This is a genomic window from Bradyrhizobium sp. AUGA SZCCT0169 (assembly GCF_018130085.1).
Classification (GTDB): Bacteria; Pseudomonadota; Alphaproteobacteria; order Rhizobiales; family Xanthobacteraceae; genus Bradyrhizobium.
In genome coordinates, this window is sequence record NZ_JAFCMC010000058.1 from 1 (window position 1) to 26,193 (window position 26,193).

The 26,193-nt window shown below is 62.7% G+C and carries 29 protein-coding genes and 1 tRNA gene; 13 read left to right on the plus strand and 17 right to left on the minus strand.

The annotated features are described in order from the left end of the window. The first annotated feature begins 536 nt into the window (after positions 1–536). Both aspA and JQ609_RS33840 read left to right on the plus strand, forming a co-directional pair. Positions 537–1,994, plus strand: coding sequence for an aspartate ammonia-lyase (gene aspA, locus JQ609_RS33835; protein ID WP_212276907.1), 1,458 nt, complete (start codon positions 537–539; stop codon positions 1,992–1,994). Positions 1,995–2,202: 208 nt separating this feature from the next. Further along, positions 2,203–3,837: a sensor domain-containing diguanylate cyclase gene (locus tag JQ609_RS33840; protein ID WP_212276909.1), complete on the plus strand. Its 1,635-nt coding sequence runs from the start codon at positions 2,203–2,205 to the stop codon at positions 3,835–3,837. A 12-nt stretch (positions 3,838–3,849) separates the two neighbouring features. On the opposite strand, the gene JQ609_RS33845 is transcribed toward JQ609_RS33840, so the two are convergent. Together JQ609_RS33845 and JQ609_RS33850 are read right to left on the minus strand one after the other, a co-directional pair. Continuing rightward, positions 3,850–4,314 (minus strand): GNAT family N-acetyltransferase, encoded by a 465-nt coding sequence (locus JQ609_RS33845; protein ID WP_212276911.1) that lies wholly within the window; start codon positions 4,312–4,314, stop codon positions 3,850–3,852. A gap of 151 nt (positions 4,315–4,465) precedes the next feature. Continuing rightward, positions 4,466–4,550, minus strand: a tRNA-Leu gene (locus JQ609_RS33850). A gap of 210 nt (positions 4,551–4,760) precedes the next feature. Here JQ609_RS33850 and JQ609_RS33855 point away from each other — a divergent pair. After that, the gene (locus JQ609_RS33855) at positions 4,761–5,240 is read left to right on the plus strand and encodes a disulfide bond formation protein B (protein WP_312014929.1); all 480 of its coding nucleotides are present in this window, start codon (positions 4,761–4,763) and stop codon (positions 5,238–5,240) included. On the opposite strand, the gene JQ609_RS33860 is transcribed toward JQ609_RS33855, so the two are convergent. After that, complete coding sequence (locus JQ609_RS33860) at positions 5,237–6,301, minus strand: AbrB family transcriptional regulator (protein WP_212276915.1); 1,065 nt, start codon at positions 6,299–6,301, stop codon at positions 5,237–5,239. The genes JQ609_RS33855 and JQ609_RS33860 overlap by 4 nt on opposite strands. Before the next feature lie 225 nt (positions 6,302–6,526). Further along, positions 6,527–6,811 (minus strand): PsiF family protein, encoded by a 285-nt coding sequence (locus JQ609_RS33865; protein WP_212276917.1) that lies wholly within the window; start codon positions 6,809–6,811, stop codon positions 6,527–6,529. 270 nt (positions 6,812–7,081) lie between these two features. Between JQ609_RS33865 and JQ609_RS33870 the strand changes: the two genes are divergently transcribed. Then, positions 7,082–7,579, plus strand: coding sequence for a hypothetical protein (locus tag JQ609_RS33870; RefSeq protein WP_212209816.1), 498 nt, complete (start codon positions 7,082–7,084; stop codon positions 7,577–7,579). A 44-nt stretch (positions 7,580–7,623) separates the two neighbouring features. On the opposite strand, the gene JQ609_RS33875 is transcribed toward JQ609_RS33870, so the two are convergent. Further along, on the minus strand, positions 7,624–8,211 hold the full coding sequence (locus tag JQ609_RS33875; protein ID WP_212276919.1) for a TetR/AcrR family transcriptional regulator: 588 nt from the start codon (positions 8,209–8,211) through the stop codon (positions 7,624–7,626). Between the two features lie 116 nt (positions 8,212–8,327). Between JQ609_RS33875 and JQ609_RS33880 the strand changes: the two genes are divergently transcribed. The 4 genes from JQ609_RS33880 to JQ609_RS33895 all read left to right on the plus strand — a co-directional run bounded on the left by JQ609_RS33880 (position 8,328) and on the right by JQ609_RS33895 (position 10,868). Continuing rightward, positions 8,328–8,762: a thioesterase family protein gene (locus JQ609_RS33880; protein WP_212209814.1), complete on the plus strand. Its 435-nt coding sequence runs from the start codon at positions 8,328–8,330 to the stop codon at positions 8,760–8,762. Between the two features lie 5 nt (positions 8,763–8,767). After that, positions 8,768–9,223 carry a PaaI family thioesterase gene (locus tag JQ609_RS33885; RefSeq protein WP_212209898.1) on the plus strand — a complete coding sequence of 152 codons (456 nt, stop codon included), beginning with the start codon at positions 8,768–8,770 and terminating at the stop codon, positions 9,221–9,223. A gap of 152 nt (positions 9,224–9,375) precedes the next feature. Then, complete coding sequence (locus JQ609_RS33890; protein ID WP_212209897.1) at positions 9,376–10,161, plus strand: sulfite exporter TauE/SafE family protein; 786 nt, start codon at positions 9,376–9,378, stop codon at positions 10,159–10,161. 29 nt (positions 10,162–10,190) lie between these two features. Then, entirely contained in the window at positions 10,191–10,868 is a 678-nt protein-coding gene (locus tag JQ609_RS33895) for a DsbA family protein (protein WP_212209813.1), read from the plus strand. A gap of 70 nt (positions 10,869–10,938) precedes the next feature. Here JQ609_RS33895 and JQ609_RS33900 read toward each other — a convergent pair whose 3' ends face one another. Together JQ609_RS33900 and JQ609_RS33905 are read right to left on the minus strand one after the other, a co-directional pair. Next, entirely contained in the window at positions 10,939–11,145 is a 207-nt protein-coding gene (locus JQ609_RS33900) for a hypothetical protein (protein WP_212209812.1), read from the minus strand. Positions 11,146–11,203: 58 nt separating this feature from the next. Further along, positions 11,204–12,097: a LysR family transcriptional regulator gene (locus JQ609_RS33905; protein ID WP_212209811.1), complete on the minus strand. Its 894-nt coding sequence runs from the start codon at positions 12,095–12,097 to the stop codon at positions 11,204–11,206. A 117-nt stretch (positions 12,098–12,214) separates the two neighbouring features. Here JQ609_RS33905 and JQ609_RS33910 point away from each other — a divergent pair, with 117 nt between their 5' ends. Further along, positions 12,215–12,964 carry an SDR family NAD(P)-dependent oxidoreductase gene (locus JQ609_RS33910; protein ID WP_212209810.1) on the plus strand — a complete coding sequence of 250 codons (750 nt, stop codon included), beginning with the start codon at positions 12,215–12,217 and terminating at the stop codon, positions 12,962–12,964. Positions 12,965–13,021: 57 nt separating this feature from the next. On the opposite strand, the gene JQ609_RS33915 is transcribed toward JQ609_RS33910, so the two are convergent. From JQ609_RS33915 to JQ609_RS33935, 5 genes are all read right to left on the minus strand, one after another. Continuing rightward, entirely contained in the window at positions 13,022–13,870 is an 849-nt protein-coding gene (locus JQ609_RS33915; protein ID WP_212209809.1) for a hypothetical protein, read from the minus strand. Positions 13,871–13,877: 7 nt separating this feature from the next. Further along, complete coding sequence (locus JQ609_RS33920; RefSeq protein ID WP_212209808.1) at positions 13,878–15,203, minus strand: hypothetical protein; 1,326 nt, start codon at positions 15,201–15,203, stop codon at positions 13,878–13,880. Between the two features lie 128 nt (positions 15,204–15,331). Beyond that, positions 15,332–16,420 (minus strand): phospholipase, encoded by a 1,089-nt coding sequence (locus tag JQ609_RS33925; RefSeq protein ID WP_212209807.1) that lies wholly within the window; start codon positions 16,418–16,420, stop codon positions 15,332–15,334. 86 nt (positions 16,421–16,506) lie between these two features. Next, the gene (locus JQ609_RS33930; protein ID WP_192738349.1) at positions 16,507–17,478 is read right to left on the minus strand and encodes a S1C family serine protease; all 972 of its coding nucleotides are present in this window, start codon (positions 17,476–17,478) and stop codon (positions 16,507–16,509) included. 165 nt (positions 17,479–17,643) lie between these two features. Beyond that, on the minus strand, positions 17,644–18,729 hold the full coding sequence (locus tag JQ609_RS33935; protein ID WP_212276921.1) for a DUF2252 family protein: 1,086 nt from the start codon (positions 18,727–18,729) through the stop codon (positions 17,644–17,646). Between the two features lie 290 nt (positions 18,730–19,019). Between JQ609_RS33935 and JQ609_RS33940 the strand changes: the two genes are divergently transcribed. Further along, entirely contained in the window at positions 19,020–19,631 is a 612-nt protein-coding gene (locus JQ609_RS33940; protein ID WP_212276923.1) for a hypothetical protein, read from the plus strand. Continuing rightward, positions 19,628–20,017 carry a hypothetical protein gene (locus tag JQ609_RS33945; protein ID WP_212209804.1) on the plus strand — a complete coding sequence of 130 codons (390 nt, stop codon included), beginning with the start codon at positions 19,628–19,630 and terminating at the stop codon, positions 20,015–20,017. Before JQ609_RS33940 ends, JQ609_RS33945 begins: the two co-directional genes overlap by 4 nt. An 18-nt stretch (positions 20,018–20,035) precedes the next feature. On the opposite strand, the gene JQ609_RS33950 is transcribed toward JQ609_RS33945, so the two are convergent. Beyond that, positions 20,036–21,553, minus strand: a complete 1,518-nt coding sequence (locus JQ609_RS33950; protein ID WP_212276925.1) for an AMP-binding protein — start codon at positions 21,551–21,553, stop codon at positions 20,036–20,038. Positions 21,554–22,124: 571 nt separating this feature from the next. Here JQ609_RS33950 and JQ609_RS33955 point away from each other — a divergent pair. Continuing rightward, on the plus strand, positions 22,125–22,928 hold the full coding sequence (locus JQ609_RS33955) for a Crp/Fnr family transcriptional regulator (RefSeq protein WP_212209802.1): 804 nt from the start codon (positions 22,125–22,127) through the stop codon (positions 22,926–22,928). A 14-nt stretch (positions 22,929–22,942) separates the two neighbouring features. Here the strand turns inward: JQ609_RS33955 and JQ609_RS33960 are convergent, their stop codons facing one another. The 3 genes from JQ609_RS33960 to JQ609_RS35855 all read right to left on the minus strand — a co-directional run bounded on the left by JQ609_RS33960 (position 22,943) and on the right by JQ609_RS35855 (position 24,180). Further along, positions 22,943–23,149, minus strand: coding sequence for a hypothetical protein (locus JQ609_RS33960; protein ID WP_212209801.1), 207 nt, complete (start codon positions 23,147–23,149; stop codon positions 22,943–22,945). 25 nt (positions 23,150–23,174) lie between these two features. Further along, on the minus strand, positions 23,175–23,387 hold the full coding sequence (locus JQ609_RS33965) for a hypothetical protein (protein WP_212209800.1): 213 nt from the start codon (positions 23,385–23,387) through the stop codon (positions 23,175–23,177). Between the two features lie 211 nt (positions 23,388–23,598). Continuing rightward, positions 23,599–24,180 carry a phasin family protein gene (locus tag JQ609_RS35855; RefSeq protein WP_312014737.1) on the minus strand — a complete coding sequence of 194 codons (582 nt, stop codon included), beginning with the start codon at positions 24,178–24,180 and terminating at the stop codon, positions 23,599–23,601. Between the two features lie 238 nt (positions 24,181–24,418). On the opposite strand from JQ609_RS35855, the gene JQ609_RS33975 reads away from it, so the two are divergent. Beyond that, on the plus strand, positions 24,419–24,934 hold the full coding sequence (locus JQ609_RS33975) for a DUF4440 domain-containing protein (protein ID WP_249119787.1): 516 nt from the start codon (positions 24,419–24,421) through the stop codon (positions 24,932–24,934). 176 nt (positions 24,935–25,110) lie between these two features. Here the strand turns inward: JQ609_RS33975 and JQ609_RS33980 are convergent, their stop codons facing one another. Next, entirely contained in the window at positions 25,111–25,707 is a 597-nt protein-coding gene (locus JQ609_RS33980; RefSeq protein WP_212276927.1) for a cysteine dioxygenase family protein, read from the minus strand. Between the last annotated feature and the right edge of the window lie 486 nt (positions 25,708–26,193).

Sequence of the window (26,193 nt, forward strand, 5' to 3'; positions counted from 1 at the left end):
CATTGCGCAGGGAAGGCCGGGTGTTCTCCGCTGCCCTGTATGCTCGTGTGCAGCCTACTTAGTGCAAACCGCACACGGGACCGCGGGTGCAGCGCGCACCCGGTCTTCCCTGCGCCCTCACTATGAGAGGGCGGGAAGTTTCCAGCATAACTCGGGCGCAATGCGTCGCGAGAACGCGAAGTGTGTGTCACACCCACAATTGTCGTCCCCGCGAAGGCGGGGACCCAGTATTCCAGAGACCGCAATGATTGAACCGAGAAGCCGCGGCGTACTGGATCCCCGCCTGCGCGGGGATGACAGCAATGTGTGGTGCTACACCATCCCCGTCATTGCGAACGCAGTGAAGCAATCCATGCTTCAGCTTGCCGCGCGATGGATTGCTTCGCTTTGCTCGCAATGACGGGGGTAGGCCGCGGCGTACTGGATACCCCGCATGCGCGGGGTATGACGGCCTTGTGTGGAAGCCCGACACTAGGAAAAACCCTCATCTCCTGATCTTATCAAGCCCCAGACACTCCGGCGAAAAGGTCCCCCCGATGACGACGCGACGCGAACACGATCTCCTGGGCGACCGCGATGTTCCGGCGGAGGCCTATTACGGCGTCCACACCTTGCGGGCGGTGGAGAATTTCCCGATCAGCGGCACCCCGATCTCGATCTATCCGGATCTCATCGCGGCCTTGGCATCGATCAAGATCGCTGCAGCGAAGAGCAACCGCGAACTCGGGTTGCTCGATGCCAAACTCGCCGACGCCATCGTCGCCGCCGCGGAGGAGGTGCGATCGGGTGAATTGCACGACCAGTTCGTGGTCGACGTCATTCAGGGCGGCGCCGGCACGTCCACCAACATGAACGCCAACGAGGTGATCGCGAACCGCGCTTTGGAGCTGCTCGGCCGACAAAAGGGCGATTACAAATTCCTGCACCCCAACGAGCACGTCAACATGAGCCAGAGCACCAACGACGTCTATCCGACGGCGCTCAAGCTCGCGGCTTACGGCGGCATCATGCGGCTGGTCGAAGCGATGGCGGTGCTGCGCGGGGCGTTCGAGCGCAAGTCCGACGAGTTCAGGGACATCATCAAGATGGGTCGCACCCAGTTGCAGGACGCCGTGCCGATGACGCTGGGGCAGGAATTTTCCACCTATGCCGTCATGCTGGGGGAAGACGAGCAGCGGCTCAGGGAAGCCGTGCTGCTGGTGTGTGAAATCAACATGGGCGCGACCGCGATCGGCACCGGCATCAACTCGCACCCGGACTATGCCGGCCTGGTGTGCCGACAGCTGCGGTCGATCACCGGCATTCCGGTGGTGACCGCGTCGAACCTGGTCGAGGCGACGCAGGATTGCGGCAGCTTCGTTCAACTCTCCGGCGTGCTCAAGCGCGTCGCCGTCAAGCTGTCGAAGACCTGCAACGATCTGCGGCTGTTGTCGTCAGGACCGCGTGTCGGGTTGAACGAGATCAACCTGCCGCCGATGCAGGCGGGCTCGAGCATCATGCCGGGCAAAGTCAATCCTGTGATTCCCGAGGTCGTCAACCAGATCGCCTTCGAGGTGATCGGGAACGACATTACGGTGAGTTTTGCGGCCGAGGGCGGCCAGTTGCAGCTCAATGCGTTCGAGCCGATCATCGCGCACAGTCTGTTCAAGAGCGTCAATCATCTGCGCGCCGGCTGCCTGACACTGGCCGAGAAATGCGTCAACGGCATCACCGCCAACCGTGAGCACCTGCGCCGCGGCGTCGAAAACTCGATCGGCATCGTCACCGCGCTCAATCCCTATATCGGCTACGCCAACGCCACCGAGATCGCGCAGCAGGCGCTGGTCACGGGCGAAAGCGTCTACGATCTGGTGCTGGCCAGGAAACTGCTCACGCCGGAGCAGCTCGACCAGATCCTGCAGCCGGAAGTGCTGACCCGGCCACGCGCGATTACGGTGACGCTGGTACAGGGCAAGGCCGAGGTCGGGACCTCAGGGCCGAGTCAGATCGACTGATCGTGCATGCCATGTGGATTCGATTATCATTGCTTGTGTGCGGCGCGAAGTGCCCGTACTTCCACGGAAAAATCGCCCGATCAGGCCATTTCAACCTGTTCCGCGAATAATTTGTGAACCACTTGGGGCGAATTCACTTGGCCTTTAACGCCTAACTCGTTCCATCGGCGCACAAAAGGCGAAGGCAACGTCTTGCAAGGTGAATTCCGTGGCAATAGCGGAAGCGGGCAAACCGGTGTGGAAGTCGCTCTGGTCGCGCGAACCCGACGAAGCAGGTGACGCTTCCGGCTGGGCATGGACGCAGTCGCATCACCGGATGACGATTTCGGTCATTCTGCTGGCGCTGAGCTTCTCCGCGGTATGCGGCTGGGTGCTGCTGGAGGCGCGGCGGGCGACCGAAGCGCGTGCCACCGAGGTCGCCACCAGCCTCGCCAATTCGCTCAAGGCCGATATCGCCCGCAACGTGGATCTGCTCAATCTCTCGCTCGAGGGGCTGATGAGCAATTTGAAGTTGCCCGGTCTCGATCGTCTCAGTCCGGAAATGCGCCAGCTGGTGCTGTTCGATTATTCAGCCACCGCGCGTCATCCGACATCGATGTTCGTCGTCGATGAGACGGGACGGATCACGCACGATTCCAAGAATCTGATCCCGCCGGGACACAACATGTCCGACCGGGATTATTTCCAGTTTCACAGAGACAATGATTTTCCCGGCCTGTACGTCAGTCGTCCGATCGCATCCCGTGTCACCGGCCTCTCGCTGGTGGCGTTCAGCCGGCGGCTGTCGCATCCGGACGGCTCCTTTGCCGGCGTCGTGCTCACGGCCATGCTGCAGGACCATTTCCAGGCGATGTTCAAGGATGCTTCGCTCGGTCCCAACGGCACGGTGACATTGGCGCGCACCGACGGCATCGTGCTGATGCGCTGGCCGTTTCGCCAGGATTTCATCGGCACCAACATCAAGCGCGCCGAACTGTTCAACCACTTCCCGAAGGCTTCCAGCGGCCACTATGAATCGAGGGCGGTGTCGGACGGGATCAAACGACTGTTCGTCTATACCCAGGTCGGCAATTTGCCGCTCATCGTCGTGGTCGGCCAATCGCTCGACGATGTTCTTGCGGCGTGGTGGCGGCAGGCGATCGCGATCGGCGTCCTGATGGCCGTGCTGTGCGCCGTGACAGTGATGCTGGCCGCCTTCCTGCATCGCGAATTCGCGCGCCGCAGCGCCGCGGAAAAGAAGCTCACTATCCTGGCCACGATCGACGGGCTCACCGGTCTTGCCAACCGCCGCCATTTCAACCGCGCGCTGGCCTATGAATGGCGCCGCGCGATGCGCAGCCACGCGCCGGTCGCGCTGCTGATGATCGATGCCGACCATTTCAAGGTCTACAACGACGCGCATGGCCATCAGGCCGGCGACAGACTCTTGCAGGACATTGCCGCGTCGATCGCGGCGAATGTGAAGCGCCCTTCGGATATGGGCGCGCGCTATGGCGCCGACGAGTTCGCCGTTCTGCTGCCGGAAACGTCGCTCGGCGATGCGGCGGCGCTGGCGGCGCGGATTCGCGAGGATCTGATCGTCCGCTGCGGCGCGGACGAGATTCAGCGCGGCCATGCGAAATTGAGCATCGGTGTCGCATCCCTGGTGCCCGGCGCGGAAACCAGGCATCGCGATCTCATCGCCGCCGCGGACAAGGCGCTCTATGAGGCCAAACGGCTCGGCCGCAATCGCACCGAACTGGCGGAAACCGACGCGGGCTCGATTGCGCCCGATGCCGGCGCACATTTGAATGAAGCGAGCGGGTCGGGTCGAGAGCGATCTTCCGCCGTCGCCCGGACCTAGCGATCACCTGGCCTATAGCAGCCCGCGATAAATCCCCGGCTCCGAACCTTCGATGGCCACCGCGCCGACCGCCTTCGAATAAAACTCCGCCGGCCCCACGCCGCCGATGATGGCGTAGCCAAAGCCTTGTTGCCGCATGTCCTCGAGGCAGGCGAACAGCAGGGCCTTTCCGACGCCGCCTTGCCGAGCCTTCGGATCGACGCCGGTCGGACCGAAAAAGTTGGGACAGGTCGCATCATGGCAGGCGAAGCCGATGATGTTTTTCTCCCGGACCGCGATGAAGCAGGAGACCGGCTGGCGGCCGAACGCGACATCGGTTTCGCTGGCCCATGCCTCGCTGAAATTCTGCCGCACCCAGCCTGTGACCTTGTGCTTTTCGGGGGCCAACGCACGGCGCATGACGATTCCGGCGTTGCGCAATCGATCATACGCCGGCCGGGAATCCGGCAGCGCATAGAGCTTGACGAGCATGTCCATCGGGTGGCCCTGGGTGATTCCTGACCGAGGTGGCAGTCCTGACAGACGGTACGAGGCGATCGCTTCGCTGCGCAAGAGGCTACGCTGGGCAGTCTTCGCCGCTGCGCAGGATGGATTTGCGTCTGGCCGCGCCAGGCGAAGCCGCGAAGACTGGTGCCCCTGGCCGGAATCGAACCAGCACTCCTTGCGGAACTCGATTTTGAGTCGAGCGCGTCTACCAGTTCCGCCACAGGGGCCCTCGGGGCGTCGGCCAGAAGGCCGGTGCCGCGAAGCCGGCGGAATATAGCGGGCGGTTTCGGCGGGTCAACCCGCGCGGATGTGATTGTCCCGCGCCTCGACAGCGCCACTTCAGAGGGATAGGACGTTGTTATCGTTGGAGAACGCCCGTGACGCTTCATGCCACCGCAAATCCGTCACATGCCGGGCTTGGCGCCAATACGGCTACGATAGCCGCGCTGGCGATCGCGGCCATCGCAGCGGCGACCTTGGCGGGCGCCTGGTTCTTCGAACTGGTGCTCGATATCCGCCCCTGTCCGCTCTGCCTCGAACAGCGCTATGCCTATTATCTGGCGATCCCGCTCGCTCTTCTGGTCGCTTTCGTGGCTTCGCGGGACGCACCGCGGCCGGTGCTGCTGGCCGGCCTCGCGCTGCTGGCGCTGGCGGCGCTGGCGAACGCCTGGCTCGGCGGCTACCACGCCGGCGTCGAATGGAAGTTCTGGCAGGGCCCGACCGATTGCTCGGGCCCGCTGGTCGATCTCGGCAGCGCCGGCACGCTGCTCGAGCGGCTCGACACCGTGAAGGTGATCCGTTGCGACGAGGTGCAGTGGCGCTTCCTCGGCCTCTCGCTCGCCGGTTACAATGTGCTGATTTCGCTGGCGATGGCCGCGATCGCGGCGTGGGGCCTGAAGTCCGTCAAGCGAGCCTAATCGTCCACATCATCCTGCGGCTGTCCGAACAGATGGACGATGCCCGGCGTCGTGATGGAGACGAACACGAAGCGCGACAGATGATGCGCACCGACGAAAATCGGGTCGATATGCAGCGTCAGCGCCAGCGCCAGCATGGCGTCCATCGCGCCCGGCGCGAACGCGACCACGACGTCGGCCAGCCGTACATTCGTGGTCAACGCGATGACAGCGACGAAGATCGCCGAGATCACGATCGCGACCGCAAACGAACCCAGCCCCGCATTGACATGGCTGAGCAGCGTCGACCGTTTCACCCGCGCAAAGCGCGTGCCGATCACCGCGCCGATGCCGACCAGCGCCACGCCGCGCATCCAGGGCGGCAGGCCGCCTTCGATCATGTCGGTGCCGTGCAGCACGCTCGAGGCGATCATCGCGCCGAACATCCAGCTCGCCGGAAATTTCATCAGCAGCAACAGCAGCGCGACCGCGACCGCAGCCGCGATCAATACGGCCAGTTCGAGCGGCGAGGCGATGATGGCGGCGATGTTCGGCGGCGCCGATGGCGCGATCCCGGTCAATGCCAGCAGCAGCGGCAGGGCGGCGGTGAGGATGATCACGCGCATGGTCTGAACCACGGCGATGCCAGCGACGTCGGCGCCCTTCTCGGCGGCGAGGATGGTGATTTGCGACAGCGCGCCGGGGCTTCCGGCCAGCAAGGCCGAGGTCTGGTCCCAGCCGTAGAAGCGCTGCAGATAGAAGCTGCTGCCGAACGTCGAGCAGAAGGTGGCGAGCGCGAGCAGGCCGATGGTCAGCGGATAAGAGCTCATGTGCTGGATCAGCTGCCGCGACACCAGCGAGCCCAGCGTGATCCCGAGCAGCAGCAGCACGCTTTGCGTCAGGATCGGCGGCATCGCGAGCGGCCGTCCGCAGATCGCGGCGATGCCGACCGCGAACATCGCGCCGGAGATCAGTCCGCCGGGCAGGTTTGCCCAAAGAAACAGCAAGCCGCCAGCGGCGCCGAGGACGATTGTCTCGATCGTGGAGAGAATCCTGGCGCGGTCAGGAATCGCAGACGTCATCGATGTGGGGATCAGGCTCACGCCGCCTTATGGCAAATCCCGCATTGGGGGACAAATGCGCCACGCGATTGCTGCAATGCGTGCGTCAGCCATCTTCGGCCCTGGCGCGGGCGGTCCATGCGCGGGCCAGCAAAGGGCGCCCGCGCGGGTCCGCGGGCGCCCGGCAACACCATCAAACATGCAGATGCGAAGTAGTCCTTGCCTTGAAGCGGCAGGGGCAGGTGATCACTTCGCTCCCGCCGCCTTCTCCTTGTCGGCGAATTCCTTCTTGCAAGCGGAACGGAATTTCTTGCGTTCCTTGCCCTTGAGCCCCTTCTCGTCGGCCTGCTTGGAGCATTCGAGGGAGCCTGGGGTACGCGGCTTCGCGGCAGTCTTCTTTTCGGCCGGTGCCTTGGTCTCGGTCTTCGGCGCCTCGGTCTTTGCAGTCGGCGCGGCGGTTTGCGCCGATGCCGCGCCCATCAGCAGGAGCGAAGCAATCGCGGTCGCGGTGACAAGGGAAGAGATCTTCATGGGGCACCTCGGATTGGAAACAAGGGCGCGACCGTCGCGCCGTGATGCTGAACGCCAAGTGAATGGACCGGACAATCCGCGTCTTTGACAGCCACATTATTTTGAACGGAAAATCGCGGCTTTCGTTGCCGCAAGCTTTGGTTGCGTTAGGATGGCGGTGCAGGTCAAAACCCCTGAATGATTGCACGATAACTGCACAAGGACGACCTGCCCAAGTTGGATGGCCCAAGCTAAATTGCCCTAGTTAAACTGCCCCAAGGGAGCCTTAGGATGACCAATCAAGCAAAAATACTCTGCGCAATGGCGGTGTCGGGTTTTGCGGCGTTCATGGTGACGTCGCCGGCCCAGGCCCTCACCGCGCAGGAATGCAGCGCGAAATACCAGGCCGCCAAGACCGCCGGCACGCTCGGCGGCCAGAAATGGAATGACTTCCGCAAGGCGCAATGCGGTGCCGATGCCACCGCCGCGGCGCCAGCGGCCGCGCCGGCCGCAGCACCCGCTGCCGCGCCCAAGGAAGCCAAGGCCAAGAAGGAAGCCGCGCCCGCCAAGGAAGCTGCGGCGCCGGCGGTGCCATCGGGACCTGCGGTGTATCCGAACGCTGTCGATCCGAAATACGCCAAGGAAACCGCCGGCAAGCAGCGCATGCACACCTGCCTTGATCAGTACAACGCCAACAAGACGACCAACGGCAATGGTGGCCTGAAGTGGATCCAGAAGGGCGGCGGCTATTACAGCGAATGCAGCAAAAAGCTGAAACCCACGGCCTGAGAAAAGGCTGAGCGTTTTAAGGCGCGGCCGGTCCTCGGCCGCGCCTAACCTTCATCCTCGAGCAATTTCTCGGCTGACTTTGCGATCAGCTGCGCGCGCTTGCGCGGGCCGCGTTCGAGGAACAGCAAGCTCTGGCCGAAGATGAAGCAATAGAACAGGAATGCCTGCGCGTCGGCTTCTTCCGCCGCCAGCCCCGCCGCGCGATAGAGCTGCCCGACATTTTGCAGCCGCGCGGCATCGACGCTGGCGACCGCTGCGGCTGCGGCCTCGTCAGATCGCGCCCATTGCCGGATCGCAAGCTCCACCGCCATGCCCTCGGTATTCATCCGTTCTGAATAAAGCGCAACCAGCGCCCGCAAGCGTTCGCGCGCGGTGGCGCCATCGAGGCTGGTCTGCCTTTCGATCGCGGCGATGCGCCCGGTGCTCCAGTTCTGCAGCATGCCGTCCAGCAGCGCCGCGCGATCCTTGAAGCGGCGATAGAAACCGCCCTTGGTGACGCCAAGATTCTTCGCCAGCACCTCGACCCGCACGCCCTCGACGCCGGTGCGCGCGATTTCCGCCATGCCGGCCTCGATCCAGGTCCTGTCCTTACAGGTCGCGTCCTTGCGGTTCTCGTTCTTGCCGTCGGTCATTGATTCCAGCCTCACCGATTCTTGATACGGTACCGTATTGCTAACCTGTTCACGCCCTGATACGCTACCGTATCAAAATCGACAACCGGCCAGAAACGATGAGCGGGAGCGAGACGATGGAGACGGACGCGACCTATCGCGGCACGGTCTATCCGTGGCAATGCGATCATGTCGGGCACATGAACATCATGTGGTATGTCGGCAAGTTCGACGAGGCGAACTGGAATATGTTCGCAAGGCTCGGGCTGACGCCGTCCTATTTGCGCGAATCCGGCCGCGGCATGGCCGGCGTGCAGCAGAACATCAGCTACAAGCGCGAACTATTCGCCGGCGACATCGTCGAAGTCAAAAGCCGGCTCTTGGAAATCCGCGACAAGTCGATCCGCTTCCTGCACGAGATGCGCAACGCCGAAACCGGTGAGATATCAGCGACCTGTGAAATCACTGCCGTGCACCTCGACCGGCAGGCCCACAAATCGATGCCGTTCGCGCCTGAGATCCGCAATACCGCGCTGAAGCATCTCGACCCGACCGAGGCGGTACCGGCATGAGCGGCATGGCGCGTTTCGAGCCGACGAATCCGGATTATCGCGAGATCGCAACCGATACGTTCGAGCGCCAGCACGCAATGCGTACGCTGGGCATCTCGATCGCGCGGCTGGAGCCGGGCGACGTCGAACTCGCGATGGCCTATTCGAGCGACTTCACCCAGCAGAACGGTTTCGTGCATGCGGGTATCATCACGGCCGGGCTCGACAGTGCCTGCGGCATCGCCGCCTTCACGCTGATGCCCATTGGCTCCGACATCCTGACCGTGGAATTCAAGACCAACCTGCTGGCGCCGGCGCGCGGCCAGCGCTTTGCGTTCCGCGCCACGGTCGTCAAGCCGGGCCGTACGCTCACAGTATGCGAGGGGCGTGCCTATGCGGAGCACGACGGCATCGAGACTCTGATCGCAACCATGACGGGTACGCTGATGGCGCTGCCGCGCCGCGCCAGCGCACCATTGTAGGACAAGGCGCTCGCGCCCGCCTGACGTCGGACATTGCTCGGAGCATGGTGCGTACGCTGAACGCCTGTTGCAGGGCAGATTTGTGCTGCAGCCATGGCGGATCATAGAAATTCCTTCTATGGTCCGACCGTGCACATGAGTCTTCCATCTTGATCATCTCCACGGCGCAAAGCGTGTTGGGACTGGCGTCGGGGATGCTGGTCGGGTTTTCGCTCGGCCTGGTCGGCGGCGGCGGTTCGATCCTGGCGGTGCCGCTGATGGTCTATGTGGTCGGCGTGCCCGAACCGCATGTCGCGATCGGCACCAGCGCCATCGCGGTCGCCGCCAACGCCGCGGTCAATCTGTCCAACCATGCGCGCGGCGGCACGGTGGTGTGGTCCTGCGCGCTGACATTTGCTGTCGCGGGCATGGCCGGCGCCTTCGGCGGCTCGATCCTCGGCAAGATGGTCGATGGCCAGAAACTGCTGGCGCTGTTCGCGCTGGTCATGATCGTGATCGCGCTGCTGATGCTGAAGACGCGGTCGCGGATCGGGTTGCCGGATGTCAAGATGTCGATGTCCAACATGCCGGCTATTGTCGGCCTTGGCCTCGCGACCGGGACGCTATCGGGTTTCTTCGGCATTGGCGGCGGATTCCTGATCGTGCCGGCGTTGATGCTGGCGACGGGGATGCCGATCATGAACGCGGTCAGTTCCTCCCTGGTCGCCGTCACCGCGTTCGGCTTGACCACCGCTGCGAGCTATGCCTGGTCCGGCTTCATCTCCTGGGCGCTGGCGGGGTTGTTCGTCGCAGGCGGTATTACCGGCGGCTTGGCCGGCACCCGCTCCGCCCGTCACCTCGCCGAGCGACGCGGCGCCCTCAACATTGTGTTCGCCGTGGTCATTATTGCGGTGGCGCTCTATATGCTGGCGCGTAACATATCCTCATCCTGGGCGTAGACAGGGGTGAGGCCGTCGCGAGAGCAGCAATGAACCAGCACAACAAACCAGCCGCAACCAATCCGGGACCCAGCCGGCGCGAAGCGATCGGCCTGATGGGCGCCGGCGCAACCCTGCTCGGCACCGCGACGATGCCGCGCACGGCGTTGGCGCATGATGACGACGCGGTGCTGACCGAAGCGCTGGTGCTGCGCGATCCGGATATTCCCGCGGCCGGCAACCCCGATGGCGACATCAGCATCGTCGAATGGTTCGACTATAATTGTCCCTATTGCCGCAAGATCGCGCCGGAGATCGCGCAGGTGGTGCAGGACGACGGCAAGGTCCGCCTGGTGCTGAAGGACTGGCCGATCCTCGGCGAAGTTTCCAAGATCACCGCGCGGATGGCGCTGGCGGCCAAATATCAGGACAAGTTCATGCAGGCGCACGAGGCGATGATCGGCGTCAGTTCGCGGTTGACCGAGGCGCGCGCCCGCGAGCTGGTCGCCGAAAAGGGCATCGACATGGATCGCCTCAACCGCGACCTCACCACCAACGCCAAGGCGATCGACGCCATCCTCGCGCGCAACCACGCCCAGGCGGAAGCCTTCGGCTTCCGTGGCACGCCGTCCTTTATCGTCGGCAAGTTCCGCGTGCCCGGCATCCTGACCATGGCGGAGTTCGAAATGGTCATCAAGGATGCGCGGAAAGCCAAAGGCGCCAACTAATCGCGTCAAAGGAAAGGGCGCCCTCGTCGGTGACGAGGACGCCCAATTTCGTTCGAATAAGCTCGCGTGATTACTTCGACGCGATCCTGGTCCACTCCTCGTGGGCGCGCGTCTTCAGCGCCTTCCAGTCGGTCGCGGCCACGTCCCAGTTGACGATGGTGCGGTTGTTCTGTGCGACCTGACCGTTCGCCACACTCGATGTGTTCATCGAATCATAGACGTAGACGCCGCAAACCAGCAGCAGCGCGCCCAGGATCATTCCAAGAAACGTTCGCATGACATCCTCCGGTGATGCGCAAACAACGCTGCGTGTGGCGGAAAGTTCCGTAGCGAACTTATTTGCCGATCCGGCTCACGCGTTCCACAAGGAAATCGACGAATAGTCGCGCCCGGACCGGCAATTGCCGGCCAAAGGCGTGCACAACGTGCATCGGAACCGACGGCATCGCGACGTCTGGCAGTATTTCGATCAACCGACCGACAGCAAAATCGTCCTCGACGGCGAAGCGGAGCACCTGCGCGATGCCGGCGCCGTGAAGGGCTGCGTGATACAGCGTAATGCCGTCGTCTGAATCAAGCGCGCCTTCCGGCGTGATGGTGGTGCCATCGGCGAAAGCAAACGGATAGGGCTTTCCGGCGAGCAGATAGCGCAGACAAGCATGCTGGCGCAGATCTGCGACGCTGCGGGGCACGCCGCGCGCGGCCACGTAACCGGGCGAGGCGATCATCACCAAGGCAAGATCGGCCAGCTTGCGCGCCGTCAAATCGGCATCGGCGAGATCGCCGACGCGCAACGCGACATCAAAACCTTCCCGGATCAGATCGGCGTGGCGATCGCTGACGCTGAGTTCGAGTTTGACGTTGGGATGCCGCGCCAGGAAGGCTTGCGACCATTCACCGACCAGCGTTCGCCCGACAAACACCGGCGCGGTCACGCGCAACAGGCCGCGCGCGCTGTCGGCCATCTGCACGACATCCTCGGCGTCCTCGATCGCGCGGAGCAGCGGCGCGACGCGTTCGTAATAGGCCGCGCCCTCGGTGGTGAGGCTCAGCGTCCGCGTCGATCGCTGCAGCAGCCGGACGCCGAGCCGCCGTTCCAGCCGCGCCACGCTCTTCGAAACGGCCGATGCGCTGGAGCCGATCGCGCGGCTGGCGTTCGAGAAGGAGCCGGAATCCACGGTTCGCACGAACGCGACCAGACCGGCGGTTTTCTCCAGAATTGTCGTCATTTCCGAACTCCAGGCACAAATCCTACGAATGATGCCATCCTAATAAGCCGTTCAGTCCGAAGTAGATAGCCGGTCACAAGACGCCGGCAACTGGGCCGGCCCATCAGGAGAATTCAAATGAGTGACCTCAAGGGCAAAGTGGCAATCGTCACGGGAGCTTCGAAAGGCATCGGTGCCGGCATCGCCAAGGGTTTGGCCGCGGCGGGCGCCGCCGTCGTGGTGAACTACGCGTCGAGCCGCGAAGGCGCCGATCGCGTCGTAGCAAGCATCACGGCCAAGGGAGGCAAGGCGATTGCGGTGCAGGGCGACGTCGCTGATGCCGCCGACGTGAAGCGTTTGTTCGAACAGTCCAAGGCTTCGTTCGGCAGGCTTGATGTGTTGGTGAACAACGCCGGCGTCTACCAGTTCGAGCCGCTCGAGAACGTGACCGAGAAGGAGTTTCACCGCGAGTTCGACACCAACGTGCTGGGAACGCTGCTGACCATCCAGCATGCGCTGAAATATTTCGGCCCGCAGGGCGGCAGCATCATCAACATCTCGTCGATCGCGAGCCTCAATCCGACGCCGGATTCGGTGGTCTATTCCGCCACCAAGAGCGCGGTCGATTCGATCACGCGCAGCCTGGCGAAAGAGTTCGGCGCGCGACAAATTCGCGTTAATGCCATCGCGCCGGGAGCCACGGCATCCGAAGGGCTCGAAAGCGCCGGACTGCTCGGAGGCGAGGTGGAAAAGCAGGTCATCGGCATGACGCCGCTCGGCCGCTTCGGCCAGCCCGAAGACATCGCGAAGGTTGCAGTGTTCCTCGCGTCGGATGATTCGGCGTGGCTGACAGGTGAGCGCATCTCGGCGTCCGGCGGCTGGCGCTAAGCCGCGACGCGCGGGGTTTCGCCGCGTCACGCGATGCGGCGAAACCCTGAGCTGATGCTACGATCTCACCTTCGCAGGGACGGACGGCGCTGGTGCTGCAGCCGGTGCTGTCGTCACGAGATTAAGGGACTTCAACTCATCCGGCTTGAACACGAACAGCTTGTCGTGCGGCGTTTCCATCGCATGGACCCAGGCCTGCAGGTTGATGCCCATCTCGGCGAGATAGCGCTGGCAGAGCGCCGAGATTTTCTGTGCCATGCTCATCTCGTCGCGTGGCGGGCTATTGGCCGCGGCCGCGATCGCCGCCACCTGATGCACGCCGATCACGGCCTTGTCGCCGGCGCGCCGCTCGGCGCCGCCGGCGAACATCAGCGGGCACGACGAGGCGCAGTATTTCCCGGCCTCGATTTCGGTTGCCAGGTTCTTTTCGCGGATCAGGCGTCCCATCGCCAGTGCATCGACGACCGAACCTCCCGGTGAATTCAGGACCACAGTCTTGATATAGTCGCCGCGCTTGCCGATTTCGGCGGCAAAAGCTTGTGAAATTCCAGGCGTGATCGTGCCGTTTGCGATCAACCTGCCGCCGCCGACCAGCTCAAAAGTCATCGGCTTTGCCAGCGCGCCTTCCGGCTGTGGCAACGGCGTCAGGCGATTGTCGCCGCCGGGCAAAAGCGGAGCCAGGATGGACGGGAGGACGCTGGGAAGATCCAGCGTGGGAGCGTCCCGCTTGATCTCGGCCGGCAATGCCGCGGGATCGGGCGGAGCGATCCAGCCATTGGCACCGGCGAGATCGGCAGCGAGCGCAGCCACGATGACCGTAACCAGGCCGCGAAAAATCCAGCGCAGCATGGTCTCGTCCGCGCGGTCCGAGAGCCAATGGTGAAAGCGTTCCGAAATGGTCGACATGACAGCGCTACTTGGGATGCCGCGCCGACGACAGCGACGTCACGTTCTCTTCTGCCGGCGCAGGCTCCGATGGCGGCTCAGGGATGTCCTTTGTTTCGTTCGGCACGGTTCGGCGGGCCTCTTCGACCTCCCGCGCCATTTGCAGGGCCGCGACCAGTTCGCCCGCGGTCATGTCGGACCCACTCATCGCCGGCAGGCCTTCACGCCGGATCGCGGCATGAACCACGCAGAGGATCAGCACCAGCACCGCCGGCATCAGGTCAATCGAGATCGCTCCGGCCCAGCTCGGGATGAAATCGCTGGCATAGCGCAGCACGGCTTCCGCCGGGGTGAGCGACTGAAAGCGGGCCGGCTCGACCCGCGGCATCGCCAAAATCTTGTCGGCGGCGTCGGAGAGCGAGGTGGCTTGTGCCGCGATCGAACTTTCCACCTTTCCGACAACGGCGGTTTGCCGTTCCGCGAGATCGCCGCTGCGGCCACCGGCTGCCGGTGCAATGAACCCTGACGACAGCGACGTCGCGGCCCGTTTCACCGCCGGCGCCACCGACGTTTGCTGCAGGTTGGCGATCACGCCCATCAGGGCGAGCGATTCCGATGCAAAGGCGTCGCTGCGTGCCGAGATCGGACCGCGGTCGGAAATCAGCTCGCGCATTTTGGCGAGATTCTTGCCGCCTTGCTCGTACAGCGCCGAGACACGCTTGCCGGAAGCCTGAACTTCCTGCCCCAGACCGTCGAGCTGCCCCGACATCTGGGTCAGCAGCTGCACCACGGTGCCTGAACCTGCGGTGCCGGTCAGCGAGCCGGCGCGCTCGGCATCGGCCAGTTTGGCGAAGCGGGAAGAGGCGAGCTGGATATCGGGCAAAAGCCCCTGCGCCGCGATCGCGTTGGTGTTGGCGGTATCGAGATCGCGGGTGTAGTTCTGCACGGTAATGGCGAGGTGCTGCTGGACCGCGGCGGCGCCGGCGAGTGCCGACGCATTCAGCCAGGACGACATCGCCACGATCATCAAGGATCCCAGCAGCATGCAGCCGAACATCAGCCCGCGGCCGCCGCGGCCGGTGACATGCGGCATGAACTGCATCAGGAAAATCCAGAAGGCGTAGATGCCGACCGACACCGCGACGGAATAAATGACCGCCGCGAAGAACACGGTCGTCGGACTGCCGTTGAGCAGTTCGCGAACGCCGAGATAGGTGTAGACGCCGGCCGCGAGCGCGAGGATCGCGGTCGTCAACTTCAGCGTTGCCTCAAGGCGGCTGACCCCCTTGGAGAGCACGACGGATGTAGAGAGGGGTGAACGCGAGATTGATGCGGGGGAAATCGTGGAGGGCATGAAGATCCTGTCGCGGTTCCAATACCGCGCTGACGAGGCCCCCCTCGTTGGCTAAGTCCTTCACTTTTGACGATAAATTCAGACGAGATTATGTCTCTTTGTCACGGGAACCGGCCCGGCCCGTGCGGTCAACTCCCGCGCAGCCACGCCAGCATTGGCGCGTTGATCTCGCGCGGATAGGTGTGGCTGAGATCGTCGATCTCGCGGTAGGTCACGTTGGCGCCTGCCGCCGACAGCAATTGCCGGGTGTGCCGCGCCACCTGCACCGGAAACATCCAGTCGAGCTTGCCATGCACGAGGTGGATCGGCAGGCCACGCAGTCTCTCCGCATCCGCCATTTCAGCCATCAGCGGATGGAACGTCGCCGAGACCGGCGCGAGATGCGTGAACGGCGAGGCGCTTTCGAGCCCGCTGACATAGCAGAAGGTGCCGCCGTCGCTCATGCCGGTCAGCAGCATTTTTGTCGCGTCGATATTCCAGCGCGAACGCACCTGTTCGAGAATGCGCATCAGGTTCGGCGTGTCGGTGTCTTCGCCCATCAGCGCCCAGGTGGTTTTGCTATCTGAAGCATTTCCTGTCGCCGTCGGCGCGATCAGGATGGCGCCGTGGCTGCGCGCGTCGCGCAGCCAGCTCCACAGAAAACCGCGGCCATTGCCGCTGCCGCCATGCAGCGCCATCACCAGCGGCCAGGCACGATCAGGCGTATAATATTCCGGCACATAGAGCGAGAAGCCACCGCGGCTGCCGGGTTCGTTATGGTCGTGGAAGATGCCGGTGTTTTCATTGGCGGGTTGCGCCAGCCGTGCGGCGAGATCGGCATCCTCGCGCAACGAAGGTTCGACAAAGAACTCGCTGACCGGCGGCAATTTCGCGACCAGCGCATAGAGCGCCTCCTGCGCGCGCGGCGAATGGCGCAGCGAGCGAAACACGCTGACCAGATCGCCATTGCCGTTCTGCACCTCGCGCAGGCCGTCGAAGGCGGCGAGCGCCGCGTCGCTGGCGGCCTCGAGCGCGGTCTTGATATCGCCGAATTCCGCGGGCCACTGCGAAAGCCGCGGGCGCACCGCGCGCAGCGCCTCGTCCGGCGTGCCGGCAGCTTCCATCACGCGACCGAAATCCGGCGGGTTCAGATGGCGCGCGACAAAGCCGAGCGCTTCGAGCGATTGCAAGAGCGGCGGCAGCACGGCCACGATGTCGTCCACCACGGCCTCGCTCATCGCGCATTCCCTGCATATTGGAGCTTTTGTTAGCGCAGCGTTCTCAGTGCAGTCTTCTTAGTGAAGCCTTCTCAGTGAAGTCTTGCTCAGTGCAGTCTCGGCGCCTTCAGCAGCTTGGCGCGTTCGACCGAGGTCAGCACCACGTCGAAAGTGACGCCCTCATGATAGACCGTGAGCGGCACGTCGACGCCGGCAGGCCCCAGCGACCAGAGTTTTCGGTAGAAGCCGGTCTGGCTGGTGATCTTGTCGCCATTGATCGCGAGGATGACATCGCCGGTCTTGATTTCGGCGCGCGCCGCGGGACCCTTGCCGGCGACGCCGACCACCACGATGCGGTTGTCGATCTCGGTCGAAAACATCCCGAGCCATGGGCGCGCCGGCTTGTTGACGCGGCCGAACTTGCGCAAGTCGTCGAGCACCGGCTTCAACAGGTCGATCGGCACGATCATGTTGACGTGTTCGGCCTTGCCCTCGCGCTCGCGTTCGAGCTGCAGCGAGCCGATGCCGATCAGCTCGCCCCGGCCGGAGATCAGCCCGGTGCCGCCCCAGTTCGGATGCGCGGGGTGGGTGAAGATCGCTTCATCCAAGAGATATTCCCAATAGCCGGCGAACTCCTGCTTGGCCGCGATCTGGCTCGCGACCGATCGCGTGCGGCCGCCGGCGCCGCCGAGCACGACGCGGTCGCCGACCCTTGTAATGGCGGAAGAGCCGAGCGGCAGCGGCTCGATGTCGAGACGCCCGAGCGCCTGCACCAGGCCGAAGCCGGATTCGAAGTCGAAGCCGAGCGGATGGCCCTGCATCACGCGGCCGTCGCCCAGATGCAGCCACACGGTCTCGGCCTCGGTGATGAGATAGCCGATGGTCAGCACCAGGCCGTCGTCGATCAGCACGCCATTGCCGGCGCGCTCGGTGCCGAGCGTCTCCGCGCTGAAGGCGTCGGCGGGGATAATCGAATGTAGCCCGACCACCGAGGCCAGTGCGCGGTCGAGATCAAAACTGTAATCGCCCGGGCGCGGCTGGTTGGCCGGCGGCACTTTCCATTCGGTCAAAGAGGGCATGAAGGGTCTCCCATACGGTTGCGCGCAGCTAACCAACGCCGCGCAACCCGAATAGATCATGGTCCTGTCAGCGGCAGCCTTTGCCGGATTATATCAGCGAAACGGCCGCGGATCGAGATCGCGGATCGAACGCGGTTTGCGATCCGTGCATCGATGGAACGCGCGTCAGCTGCGCCATTCCCGATAATCGCGCTTGACTTTGTCGGCCGCAACCGCTGCGGCGGCGTTCAGCCAGCCGTGCGGGCGTTTCACAAGGTCGGCCTGCAGCGCCTCGACCGGCACCGCACCTGCTGCGTGGACCGACGCCACTTCCAGCCCCATGGCCTCCAGCAACTTGAGGTGCAATTTCTTGCCGGCGGCGTCTCCCAGCTCGATCTTGCGGGAATCGGCGGCGATGCGCCGAAAGATGAATTGATGGCGCACGTCGAGAAACGGATCCGGCGCGCGATAGCGGCTGTGGGCCAGCGCCAGGAAATTCGACTTGCTGGGTTTCTTGCCGGATTTCTTGCCGGATGTTTGGCCGTTGGCATATGTCCACGCCGAGGGCACCAGCGCCTTGGCCTCGCGCAATACCTGCCCGCCGCGCCAGTCGCCGACCGCGACGTAACGCGGCCGCCCCAGGCTGCCGCCACCCTTGCGGAGCAGGCGGCACAATCGGATGCTCTTCCTGTCCACGCCGTCAGGCAGGCTTTCGATCAGCGCTTTGGCGATTGCGGGCGGCGGCTTGTAATCCGGGTAGTCGGCAACTTCCTTCCAAAACTCCTTCAGTCTGTCTTCCTCAGGCTCGGCATAGGGCCGCAACCAGCTTTGTCCTTCGAACAGCAGCGCCGGCCGCGGGTTCTCGAGGCCGTCGCGATAGCCCTGGAGCACGGCGCTAGCGGCGTGCTTGGAGTCGACCGCCGGGTTCGGCGCCAGCTGGATGCTGGCCGCAAGCCGGACCAGATCGAGCACGTAGGGCATGACGGCCGCTTCGTCGAAATCGTTGACGCCCCACACCAGACGGCCGTCCGCATCGCGCCAGGTCCCGAAATTCTCCAGATGCAGATCGCCGACCGAAAGCAGCTGCGGCGCATCCATCAGTTCGGGACACCAGTCGCCGATTTTTCTGGCCCAGCGGAAATAGGTCGCCCGCAGGAAGATGAACGGGCTCTTCTTCATCCGCTTGTGCTTGTAGGCGATGTCCTTTTTGACCACGTCGCACTGCGTGGCGAGCCAGGCCTCATAGGCTTTGTTATCCGTGCGGAAAGACATGTCATATTCCCATGCGGTGCGGCCGATCGAAAGCCGTCACGTCAGCCGGAATATCTTACCTCAGGATGTGTCGGTTGAAATGTCGCTGAAAGCGAGAGTTGGCTTTTTAGGAGCTTCGGCCGGTTGTCTCCAATCCGTTTTGGACCGCGCGCGGGACGGCATGATAGATCCGGAACAAACGGACGTCCCTGAGCCGGCCCGGGAGTCCTCCCGGATCGCAACTACGAACCGGTTTGCTGGCAGCTTTCGTGCTAAAAGCGTATCGTTTACTGGTTGCGGAAGAACGAACAATGAGCGGCGATAAGAATTTCGATCGGTCAACTCTGGAGCATGCCCTTGCCGAACTTGGCCGGAGAGCATTTGCGGCCGGTCGCACCGTCGAGATCGCGATATATGGCGGATCGGCCCTCCTGCTCACCTCGAACAGACAGATCAACACCGGCGACGTCGATGCGGTATTCGAGGGAAACAAAGACTTCATCAAAAAGCTCGCGGCGGAGATTGCCGAGGAATTTGGGTGGGATGAAAACTGGTTGAACGACGGTGTGAAGGGATGGCTCAGCAGCAGAGACGCCGACCCTGATGTCAAGGCCTTGTTCAAGACCTATCCAGCGGAGGATCAGCCAGGTCTACGCGTATACCCGGCGAAACCGGAATTTGCCATGAAGTGCCGAGCGATGCGCGTCGGGGGTGTCGAGACGAACTCGGACATCGACGACATCAAGCTTCTCGCTCGCGCAATAGGTATCAAAAGCAGCCAGGATGCCCTGACGTTGGTCGAAAAATCTTACCCGCAGAACATGCTTCAACCCAAAACGCGGTTGGGACTCGAGGAGATTTTTTCAAACCTGGACATTGACCACGGCAATGGTCAGACCACTGATTCGTCGCGCCTGCCATGAATCTGTTCCGCAAAAAACCAGGATCGTTGGGCGAGGTGGTCCGTCGGGTGAAAGCCGGCGAACAGAAGTTTGACCCGTCGCTTCGGGAGTTTCTCGATTCGTTTTATACGAACACTGAGTCGCGCCAGCGAGCGATCGAAGAGCGGCCGGCTTCCATTGACGCCGTGCACGACGCCTACGTGGCTGCAGTCGCCGAGCATCTTGCACGCGTTTACGGGCTGCCGATACCAGAGTGGAGCGAGACCCATGGTAACGGGCTTCGTGAACCATTCTTCGCTGGTGGTTTGCAATCTCTCAAGGGGGTGCTGCTTGCCGAAAGTCCGACAGCCTTTCGGCGGCGCCTCCTGTTTGTAAGCAAGGACGCGCTGTCGAGGCCAAGAATGTAGTTTATCCCGGCCCTTTCCTCACTCCGCCCTGGCCCGCGCCCGCGCGGGCAATATCCGGAACGCGCGATTCTCCTTCAGCCAGGCGGCGCGCTCGTCGCGCAGCAGGGTGCGGCGGACCTTGCCGGAATCATCGCGCAGGCCGACATCGACCACTTCAAAACTTTCCGGGTGCTTGTAGCGGCTGAGCAGGTCGGAGAGGAAATCGCCCATGCCGTCGGCGACCGATTGCGCGTCGATGTCGGGCCCAAGTTCCAGGATTGCGTGCACGCGCTGGCCGAATTCCGGATCGGGCAGGCCGACCGCGACACAGGAGCGAACTAACGGATGGGCTGATACCGCAGCCTCGATTTCGGCCGGGTAGATGTTGGCGCCGCCGCGCAGGATCATGTCGGCGAGCCGGTCGCCGAGATAGAGATAGCCGTCGGCGTCCAGTCTTCCGATGTCGCCGAGCGATTCCCAGCCGTCGGCGCGGCGTTTTGGTTCGGCGCCGAGATAATGATAGCTGCTGCCGGCGCCGTCATTGGGCAGGAAATAGATTTCACCGGTCTCGCCGGTCGGGACCTCGTTGCCGTCCTCGCCGATGATGCGCAGGCGGGAAGTCTCGGCGATCTTGCCGACCGATCCCCTGTGTTCGAGCCATTCGACGCCCGAAATGATACAGGCGCCCTGTGCTTCGGTGCCGCCATAGAGCTCATAGATGCGCTCGGGCCCGAGCCATTCGATCCATTTTTCCTTCAGCCATGGCGGCATCGGCGCCGCCATGTGAAACACGATTTGCAGGCTCGACAGATCGTAGCGGCTCCGCACCTCATCGGGCAGCGCCCAGATCCGGTGCATCATGGTCGGCACGAAATTGACCCACTGCACCCGGCTCGCTTCGATCAGGCGCAGGCATTCCTCGGCGTCGAACTTGACGAGGCCGGTGACGCGCCCGCCATGGAACAGCGCGGTGTGCGACACGATGAAGGGCGCGTTGTGGTAGAGCGGCCCGGGGTTGAGCAGGGAAGCGCCGATCGGCATGCCGAGCGCGGCGGGGCCTGCGGTATCGATCACGGCGGGCCGGTGGTCGAGGATCACCTTCGGCCGGCCGGTCGAGCCGCCAGAGGTCATCGCCTTCCAGTAGCGCGCCACCGGGTTGTCGATCGGATCTCCGGAAAAGCCGTCCGGCATGAAATCAATCGGTAGCGCGTTGGGCGCATTCCAATCCGGCTGACCGCCGACGACAAGCGAAGGCTTGAGAATGTCCAGCACCGCAGCCGCCTCGCCGCGCGGCAACCGCCAGGTCAGCGAGGTCGGCGTCGCGCCGCATTTCCACACCGCAAACGTGGTCTCGAAAAATGCGTTGCTGTTGGGCAGGCCGATGGCGACGAAATCGCCCGGCTTGACGCCCTTGGCCGCAAAGGCGCGGGCACGGGCGTTGGCATTGCGCTCCAGCTGCTCCCAGCTCAGTGTCTCGGCGCCATGGCTGATCGCGATCGTGTCTTTAGGTTTGCGCTCGGCATACCAGCGCGGCACGTCGGCAAGGGGGATCAGCATTGGGCGTTTCCATGGCGGGGCGTCTTGATGCCGCTCTTGTGTTTCGTATCAGGCGGCATATGGCCACCGCTGGCACTTCGCCAACAGGAGACATTGTCACTCAAGACGGGCGCGGCGTCCATATTGCCAACCCCGATCGCGAGCGTTCACCTCATTGCGCGGCTCGGGCGCCTGACCGCCGACGACTTCCGTTCCCGGACATTGTCGGGGTCCACCGTCATGTCTCAAAAGTGCTACCTGCCGATATCGCAATGGGCTCGGGCACCGATAAGTTTCCGTCATGTGCCGCGTACCGGAAGGCGTGTGCCGTGCGCCGGAATTGGAACCACCCGTTCCGCATTACTACGGTGGTACGCATGCGCATTTTGTTGTTGCGTCCGTCGCATTTGCATCTAACTCTTTGCGATGCGGCGAGCAGAAATCCATATCGCGGCCGATGGTTAGAAGTTTTGTTGTTGGGAGCAAATTTGTTGTCGAGCGTAAAGGCGTACCAGGGTGAGTTTGATCTCGGAGCAAGATCGCCGTTTCGCGACACTCCAAACGAAGACACTCCAAATGAAGAAGGCCGCGAATGTCTGATCGCGGGCTCCCTTCAGTGAAGCCTCTGGGCGGAACTGGTAACCACCTTCTTGCAGCGCTGCCGCCGTCGGACCTCGATCTGCTGGGGCCTGTGCTGGAGACGGTCGCGCTCGATCCGGACGCGGTCATTTCGCGAGCGGGTGACCCGATCGAGCATGTGCTTTTCCCTCATAGCGGCGCCATCTCGCTGATGATCGACATGGCGGACGGGCAGACGGTCGCCACCGCCGCGGTCGGGCGCGAGGGGGCAATAGGCATTCTTTCAGTGCTCGGGCCGTCGCCTTCGGCCGTTACCGCGGTCGTTCGTGCGGCGGGCATCGCCTCGCGGATTCCCGCATCGCGCTTTCACGCCGCTTTCAACCGGAGTCCGGCGATCCGGCACCTGGTCCAGAATCACGCCAGGGCGATGCTGGTACAGTTCCAACTCGGCTCGGCCTGCAATGCGCTGCACCCGGTCGAAGCCCGCATGGCCCGCTGGCTGCTGCAATTTCGCGACCGCATCGACCACGACGTGCTCCCGCTCACCCAACAGGCGTTGTCGCAAATCCTTGGTGTGCGACGAACGACGGTGACGCTCCTGGTGGGTAAACTGCGCGCTTCCGGAGCGATCAGGTCCGATCAACGAGGCCGGATCGAGATCGACCGATCGCGGCTCGCGGCCGCATCGTGCGAATGCCACGACACCATGCGTGTCGAAGTCGAAGAAATCTTTTCGTCGAACACGGCCCGATCACGCGCGGCGGTTCCTTCCGCTGCTGTGCGCATCCCGGAAATTGAATCGGGCGATGTCGTGTGAGCGCGACCGCCGACCTATCCGCGCTGCGACTGGCCGTTGTGTCGTTTCTTCCCGTTGTGTCGTTTCTTCGCCTCGAGCTTGGCGAGCTCGCGCAGCACCTTCGCCGTCTGGCGCAGCTCGTTGCGTGCGGGGCCCGGCTTCAGCCGTCGTGCTTCTTCAAGAAAATCCTTGGCCTGCAGCAGCCAGGTCGACGTTTCAGTTGAGATTTCCATGCGCGCCATGGTGTCCCCCATTGCGCAGCGACGGTCAGGCGCTGGAGCCCGCGCCGAGACGCCGCGTCCGGATGCTCGGCTCGTGAACCCAGGCTTCCCGCGCGAACCAGTCGTGATAGGTGCGGCAGATCGGGCAATGAGTGCGCGAGAAGAACACCGCGCTGCGTCCAAAGCTCTCGCGATCGATCTTGATGCCGGTGGGGATCGCGCGTCCGCTTTGCGGACATTTCACCATAACCATACCCATGTGTCCCTCCCTTGAAATGGTACTTGCTGTCTTTGCAGCAAAGTACCGGCCGGTTGGATTTGCGCCTCTTGTCGGTGCGGTGACTTGGGGGGCATAGCGCACCTGTGCATTTGTCTGATCGAGCATGGGTGGGCATACTCGTTGCGGGGCTTACTCCAACCGGCCGGATCCCTCCTGAACGAATCCTCTGTGTAAATTGGGCGCCGCTTTTTTAGCTGGCTTTGTGCAGAATCTTGGCGAAGTGATCCCTGATCGGCTCACCCGTTTCCGTCGCAAGCTTCTGGGCAAGGGCCAGTAATTCCTTGTTCTGGCCGGATGCGGCGTCGAAGGTCTTGCGCGCCTGCGACGCGGACAAGGTAAAGACTTCCGAAACTGACTTGCTGCCCAGCAGATTGACGAAGAAATCGATCGCGGAGGCAGCATTGGCGTTTGAGATTTCGAGCACCTTGAGGCCGTAGTCTGTCGTGCTTCTGGCATTGCTCGAATAGCTCTCGCGCAGCGCTTCCGTCATCGCCTCTGACGCGACCTTCATCTTCTCGCAACCTTCCCGCGCGCGGGCAAAACCCTGCTCGGCCAGCTCGAAGCTCACGCCCGGCAACGCGATCTTCGGGAGTTCCAACAGTGGCATCCCGAATACATTGGTTCCGTTCGGTGCAACTTTCGTTTCGCTTTCACTCACTGCGGCATCACCTTTCTCAAGCGAAAGCCATTTCCCGAGACGCTCGCTTGCGTCACGAGAGCTCACGCTCCGTGTTCGATCTGTTTTTTGATGAGCTTTGATCCAGCCCCGCACCCACTGTGCCCTGCGAAAACGGGGCGGTCGGTTCGATTTGCGACTCTCGGTTAAAATTTTTTCGACGATGTCAATTCACACCATCGTATATAGCTATGGTTAACGGGGAAGACGTTGTGAATAACTGGACATTGCCAGGCGCGGGCTTTCGTTCGTTTCCGACGCTGCCTTGGGCGGCCGCGCTGACCAGGGGTAACCCAATAGGGCGAGTCTCAGGGACATGCCCCGGGCGGTAAAATTGCTGCCGATCGGCATGCACGCAGTATCGGCGCGGAGACCGAGATGCGCGAACCGACCGAGCAATCGCATTCAAAAAATGGAGCTGATCATGAGCAGGATGGCACTGGTGATTGCATTCGTGCTGGCGTTGATTGGACCAGCGTCGGCACAGAAGGCGGAGATCGAGGCGGCAAACGCTAAATGGATTGAATTCTTCAACAAGGCCGATTTCGCCGCGATCGCGTCATTCTACACCGCTGATGCCATCGCACTTCCGCCTGGTTCTGCGATGGTCCAGGGCCGAGCCGCGATCGAGGCAATGTGGAAAAGCATGGCCGAAAAAGTTGGCGATCCGAAACTCACCGTCCTGGACGTCAAGCCGCTCGGCCCCTCTGCGGCGCGCGAGATCGGGAATTTCAGCCTGAAGACCAAGGGCCCGACGCCGCAGGAACTGAGCGGAAAATATGTTGTGGTTTGGGAAAAGGTCGGAAATGACTGGAAGATGGCGACCGATATCTGGAACGATGGCAAATAGGCTCTTCGCGGCTGTTGGCTGCTGATCACAACACCACGCTCGTGATGCTTGGCTCGCCGCTGCAACCATGTTGGTCAGATCATCCTGGCCCGCATCGGTAACGCCGACGCTTCAGGTCCGATTGCCGCTCGGATATGGCTCGGCAATCCAGGTCCGAAAGTGCCAGACGCGGAACGCTAACTTATTCTTCGTTTGGTCAGGATCTGCGCCCGCACGTGCGCGTCGTCGGCGACCCTGACCACGTAGGGCTTCTCAAGTTTGCGCTCTACATCAAACTCGGAGCGTCCAGTGTAGTTGATGTGCCGGCCGTAAGTGTGCAGCGACATCGAAATGTCTTTTCCAACGTTCCGGACGCTATGTATGTGTTCTGGATAACAGCGGGCCGTGTCACCAGCGGTCATCACGTGTTCACCGCTGCGTTTCAGGTCGGCATAGCCGGGCTTACCACCGTCATCGCGCCGGTCATAGTTGATCTCTTGTTCCTGGCCTTCGATGCCGACCACCACGGCCCAGGTTTTGTGGTTGTGCGGGTTGGTGCCTCGGTTCGGCAGCCACGATACCAGGAAAACGGCCAGATCGTGATTGGGCTCTTCATGGAGCATGTGAACGCCGAAGCCTTGCTCGGCATCGCATTCACGATATTCGGGGCGGCGCAGTTCCGGCGATTTTGCAAATTTCCTGGCGAGCGGTACGACCAGGTCCGTGATTTCGACCGGATCAGAACGCTGAGCAGTAATCTCCCGCAGGTCGCGCACGTACTGGTCGAGGGTCATTGCATCTACCTCCAGGTTTTCAAGGCGTTGCAATCCGGACGAAATTTACGACGATCGCTGCGAAATTCAATGTCTGCTCCGGGTCCGAAAGCCGACATCGTCGCGCGGACGCCGTGTCTAGGGATACCTCTGTGTTGCCCGACGGGCAAATCAGTTCCGGTTTTCAGAAATCGTGTCAAGTAGAAAGTTTCTGTAAATCAAAAATATTTCTGTTGCCGGCCCACCCAAATCAGTGCGCATCTATCGCCATCCCGTCCTGGTCAGAAGGGCGTCGGCCGTCGTCACGGACGTTGGGCGGGTTGCGGTGGACGCTGGTTTACGCTGAGACGACGGCGTGGATGAGCGTACGGCAAAACCGTGTGGTCCTGGCACCCGTTGCAGGTGTCAAGCTGTCGGGTAGGCGAGAGCCGAACGGCAGCGACGGAGTCAACCAAGAACTCGTCTCCGGGGAGAGCACGGCATAAGCCGTAAAGCCATTGCGCAGGG

What these genes read in the sequence shown, in the direction of transcription:
- JQ609_RS33935 (WP_212276921.1), bottom strand. Translation starts at nt 18,729, where the DNA reads ATGTCTTTCCGCACGGATAACAAAGCCTATGAGGCCTGGCTCGCCACG.
- JQ609_RS33885 (WP_212209898.1), top strand. Translation starts at nt 8,768, where the DNA reads ATGGCGCGTTTCGAGCCGACGAATCCGGATTATCGCGAGATCGCAACC.
- JQ609_RS33920 (WP_212209808.1), bottom strand. Translation starts at nt 15,203, where the DNA reads ATGCCCTCCACGATTTCCCCCGCATCAATCTCGCGTTCACCCCTCTCT.
- JQ609_RS33940 (WP_212276923.1), top strand. Translation starts at nt 19,020, where the DNA reads ATGAGCGGCGATAAGAATTTCGATCGGTCAACTCTGGAGCATGCCCTT.
- JQ609_RS33860 (WP_212276915.1), bottom strand. Translation starts at nt 6,301, where the DNA reads ATGACGTCTGCGATTCCTGACCGCGCCAGGATTCTCTCCACGATCGAG.
- aspA (WP_212276907.1), top strand. Translation starts at nt 537, where the DNA reads ATGACGACGCGACGCGAACACGATCTCCTGGGCGACCGCGATGTTCCG.
- JQ609_RS33915 (WP_212209809.1), bottom strand. Translation starts at nt 13,870, where the DNA reads ATGTCGACCATTTCGGAACGCTTTCACCATTGGCTCTCGGACCGCGCG.
- JQ609_RS33870 (WP_212209816.1), top strand. Translation starts at nt 7,082, where the DNA reads ATGACCAATCAAGCAAAAATACTCTGCGCAATGGCGGTGTCGGGTTTT.
- JQ609_RS33905 (WP_212209811.1), bottom strand. Translation starts at nt 12,097, where the DNA reads ATGACGACAATTCTGGAGAAAACCGCCGGTCTGGTCGCGTTCGTGCGA.
- JQ609_RS33900 (WP_212209812.1), bottom strand. Translation starts at nt 11,145, where the DNA reads ATGCGAACGTTTCTTGGAATGATCCTGGGCGCGCTGCTGCTGGTTTGC.
- JQ609_RS33875 (WP_212276919.1), bottom strand. Translation starts at nt 8,211, where the DNA reads ATGACCGACGGCAAGAACGAGAACCGCAAGGACGCGACCTGTAAGGAC.
- JQ609_RS33955 (WP_212209802.1), top strand. Translation starts at nt 22,125, where the DNA reads ATGTCTGATCGCGGGCTCCCTTCAGTGAAGCCTCTGGGCGGAACTGGT.
- JQ609_RS33950 (WP_212276925.1), bottom strand. Translation starts at nt 21,553, where the DNA reads ATGCTGATCCCCCTTGCCGACGTGCCGCGCTGGTATGCCGAGCGCAAA.
- JQ609_RS33945 (WP_212209804.1), top strand. Translation starts at nt 19,628, where the DNA reads ATGAATCTGTTCCGCAAAAAACCAGGATCGTTGGGCGAGGTGGTCCGT.
- JQ609_RS33965 (WP_212209800.1), bottom strand. Translation starts at nt 23,387, where the DNA reads ATGGGTATGGTTATGGTGAAATGTCCGCAAAGCGGACGCGCGATCCCC.
- JQ609_RS33880 (WP_212209814.1), top strand. Translation starts at nt 8,328, where the DNA reads ATGGAGACGGACGCGACCTATCGCGGCACGGTCTATCCGTGGCAATGC.
- JQ609_RS33910 (WP_212209810.1), top strand. Translation starts at nt 12,215, where the DNA reads ATGAGTGACCTCAAGGGCAAAGTGGCAATCGTCACGGGAGCTTCGAAA.
- JQ609_RS33930 (WP_192738349.1), bottom strand. Translation starts at nt 17,478, where the DNA reads ATGCCCTCTTTGACCGAATGGAAAGTGCCGCCGGCCAACCAGCCGCGC.
- JQ609_RS33960 (WP_212209801.1), bottom strand. Translation starts at nt 23,149, where the DNA reads ATGGCGCGCATGGAAATCTCAACTGAAACGTCGACCTGGCTGCTGCAG.
- JQ609_RS33925 (WP_212209807.1), bottom strand. Translation starts at nt 16,420, where the DNA reads ATGAGCGAGGCCGTGGTGGACGACATCGTGGCCGTGCTGCCGCCGCTC.
- JQ609_RS33980 (WP_212276927.1), bottom strand. Translation starts at nt 25,707, where the DNA reads ATGACCCTCGACCAGTACGTGCGCGACCTGCGGGAGATTACTGCTCAG.
- JQ609_RS33845 (WP_212276911.1), bottom strand. Translation starts at nt 4,314, where the DNA reads ATGGACATGCTCGTCAAGCTCTATGCGCTGCCGGATTCCCGGCCGGCG.
- JQ609_RS33865 (WP_212276917.1), bottom strand. Translation starts at nt 6,811, where the DNA reads ATGAAGATCTCTTCCCTTGTCACCGCGACCGCGATTGCTTCGCTCCTG.
- JQ609_RS33895 (WP_212209813.1), top strand. Translation starts at nt 10,191, where the DNA reads ATGAACCAGCACAACAAACCAGCCGCAACCAATCCGGGACCCAGCCGG.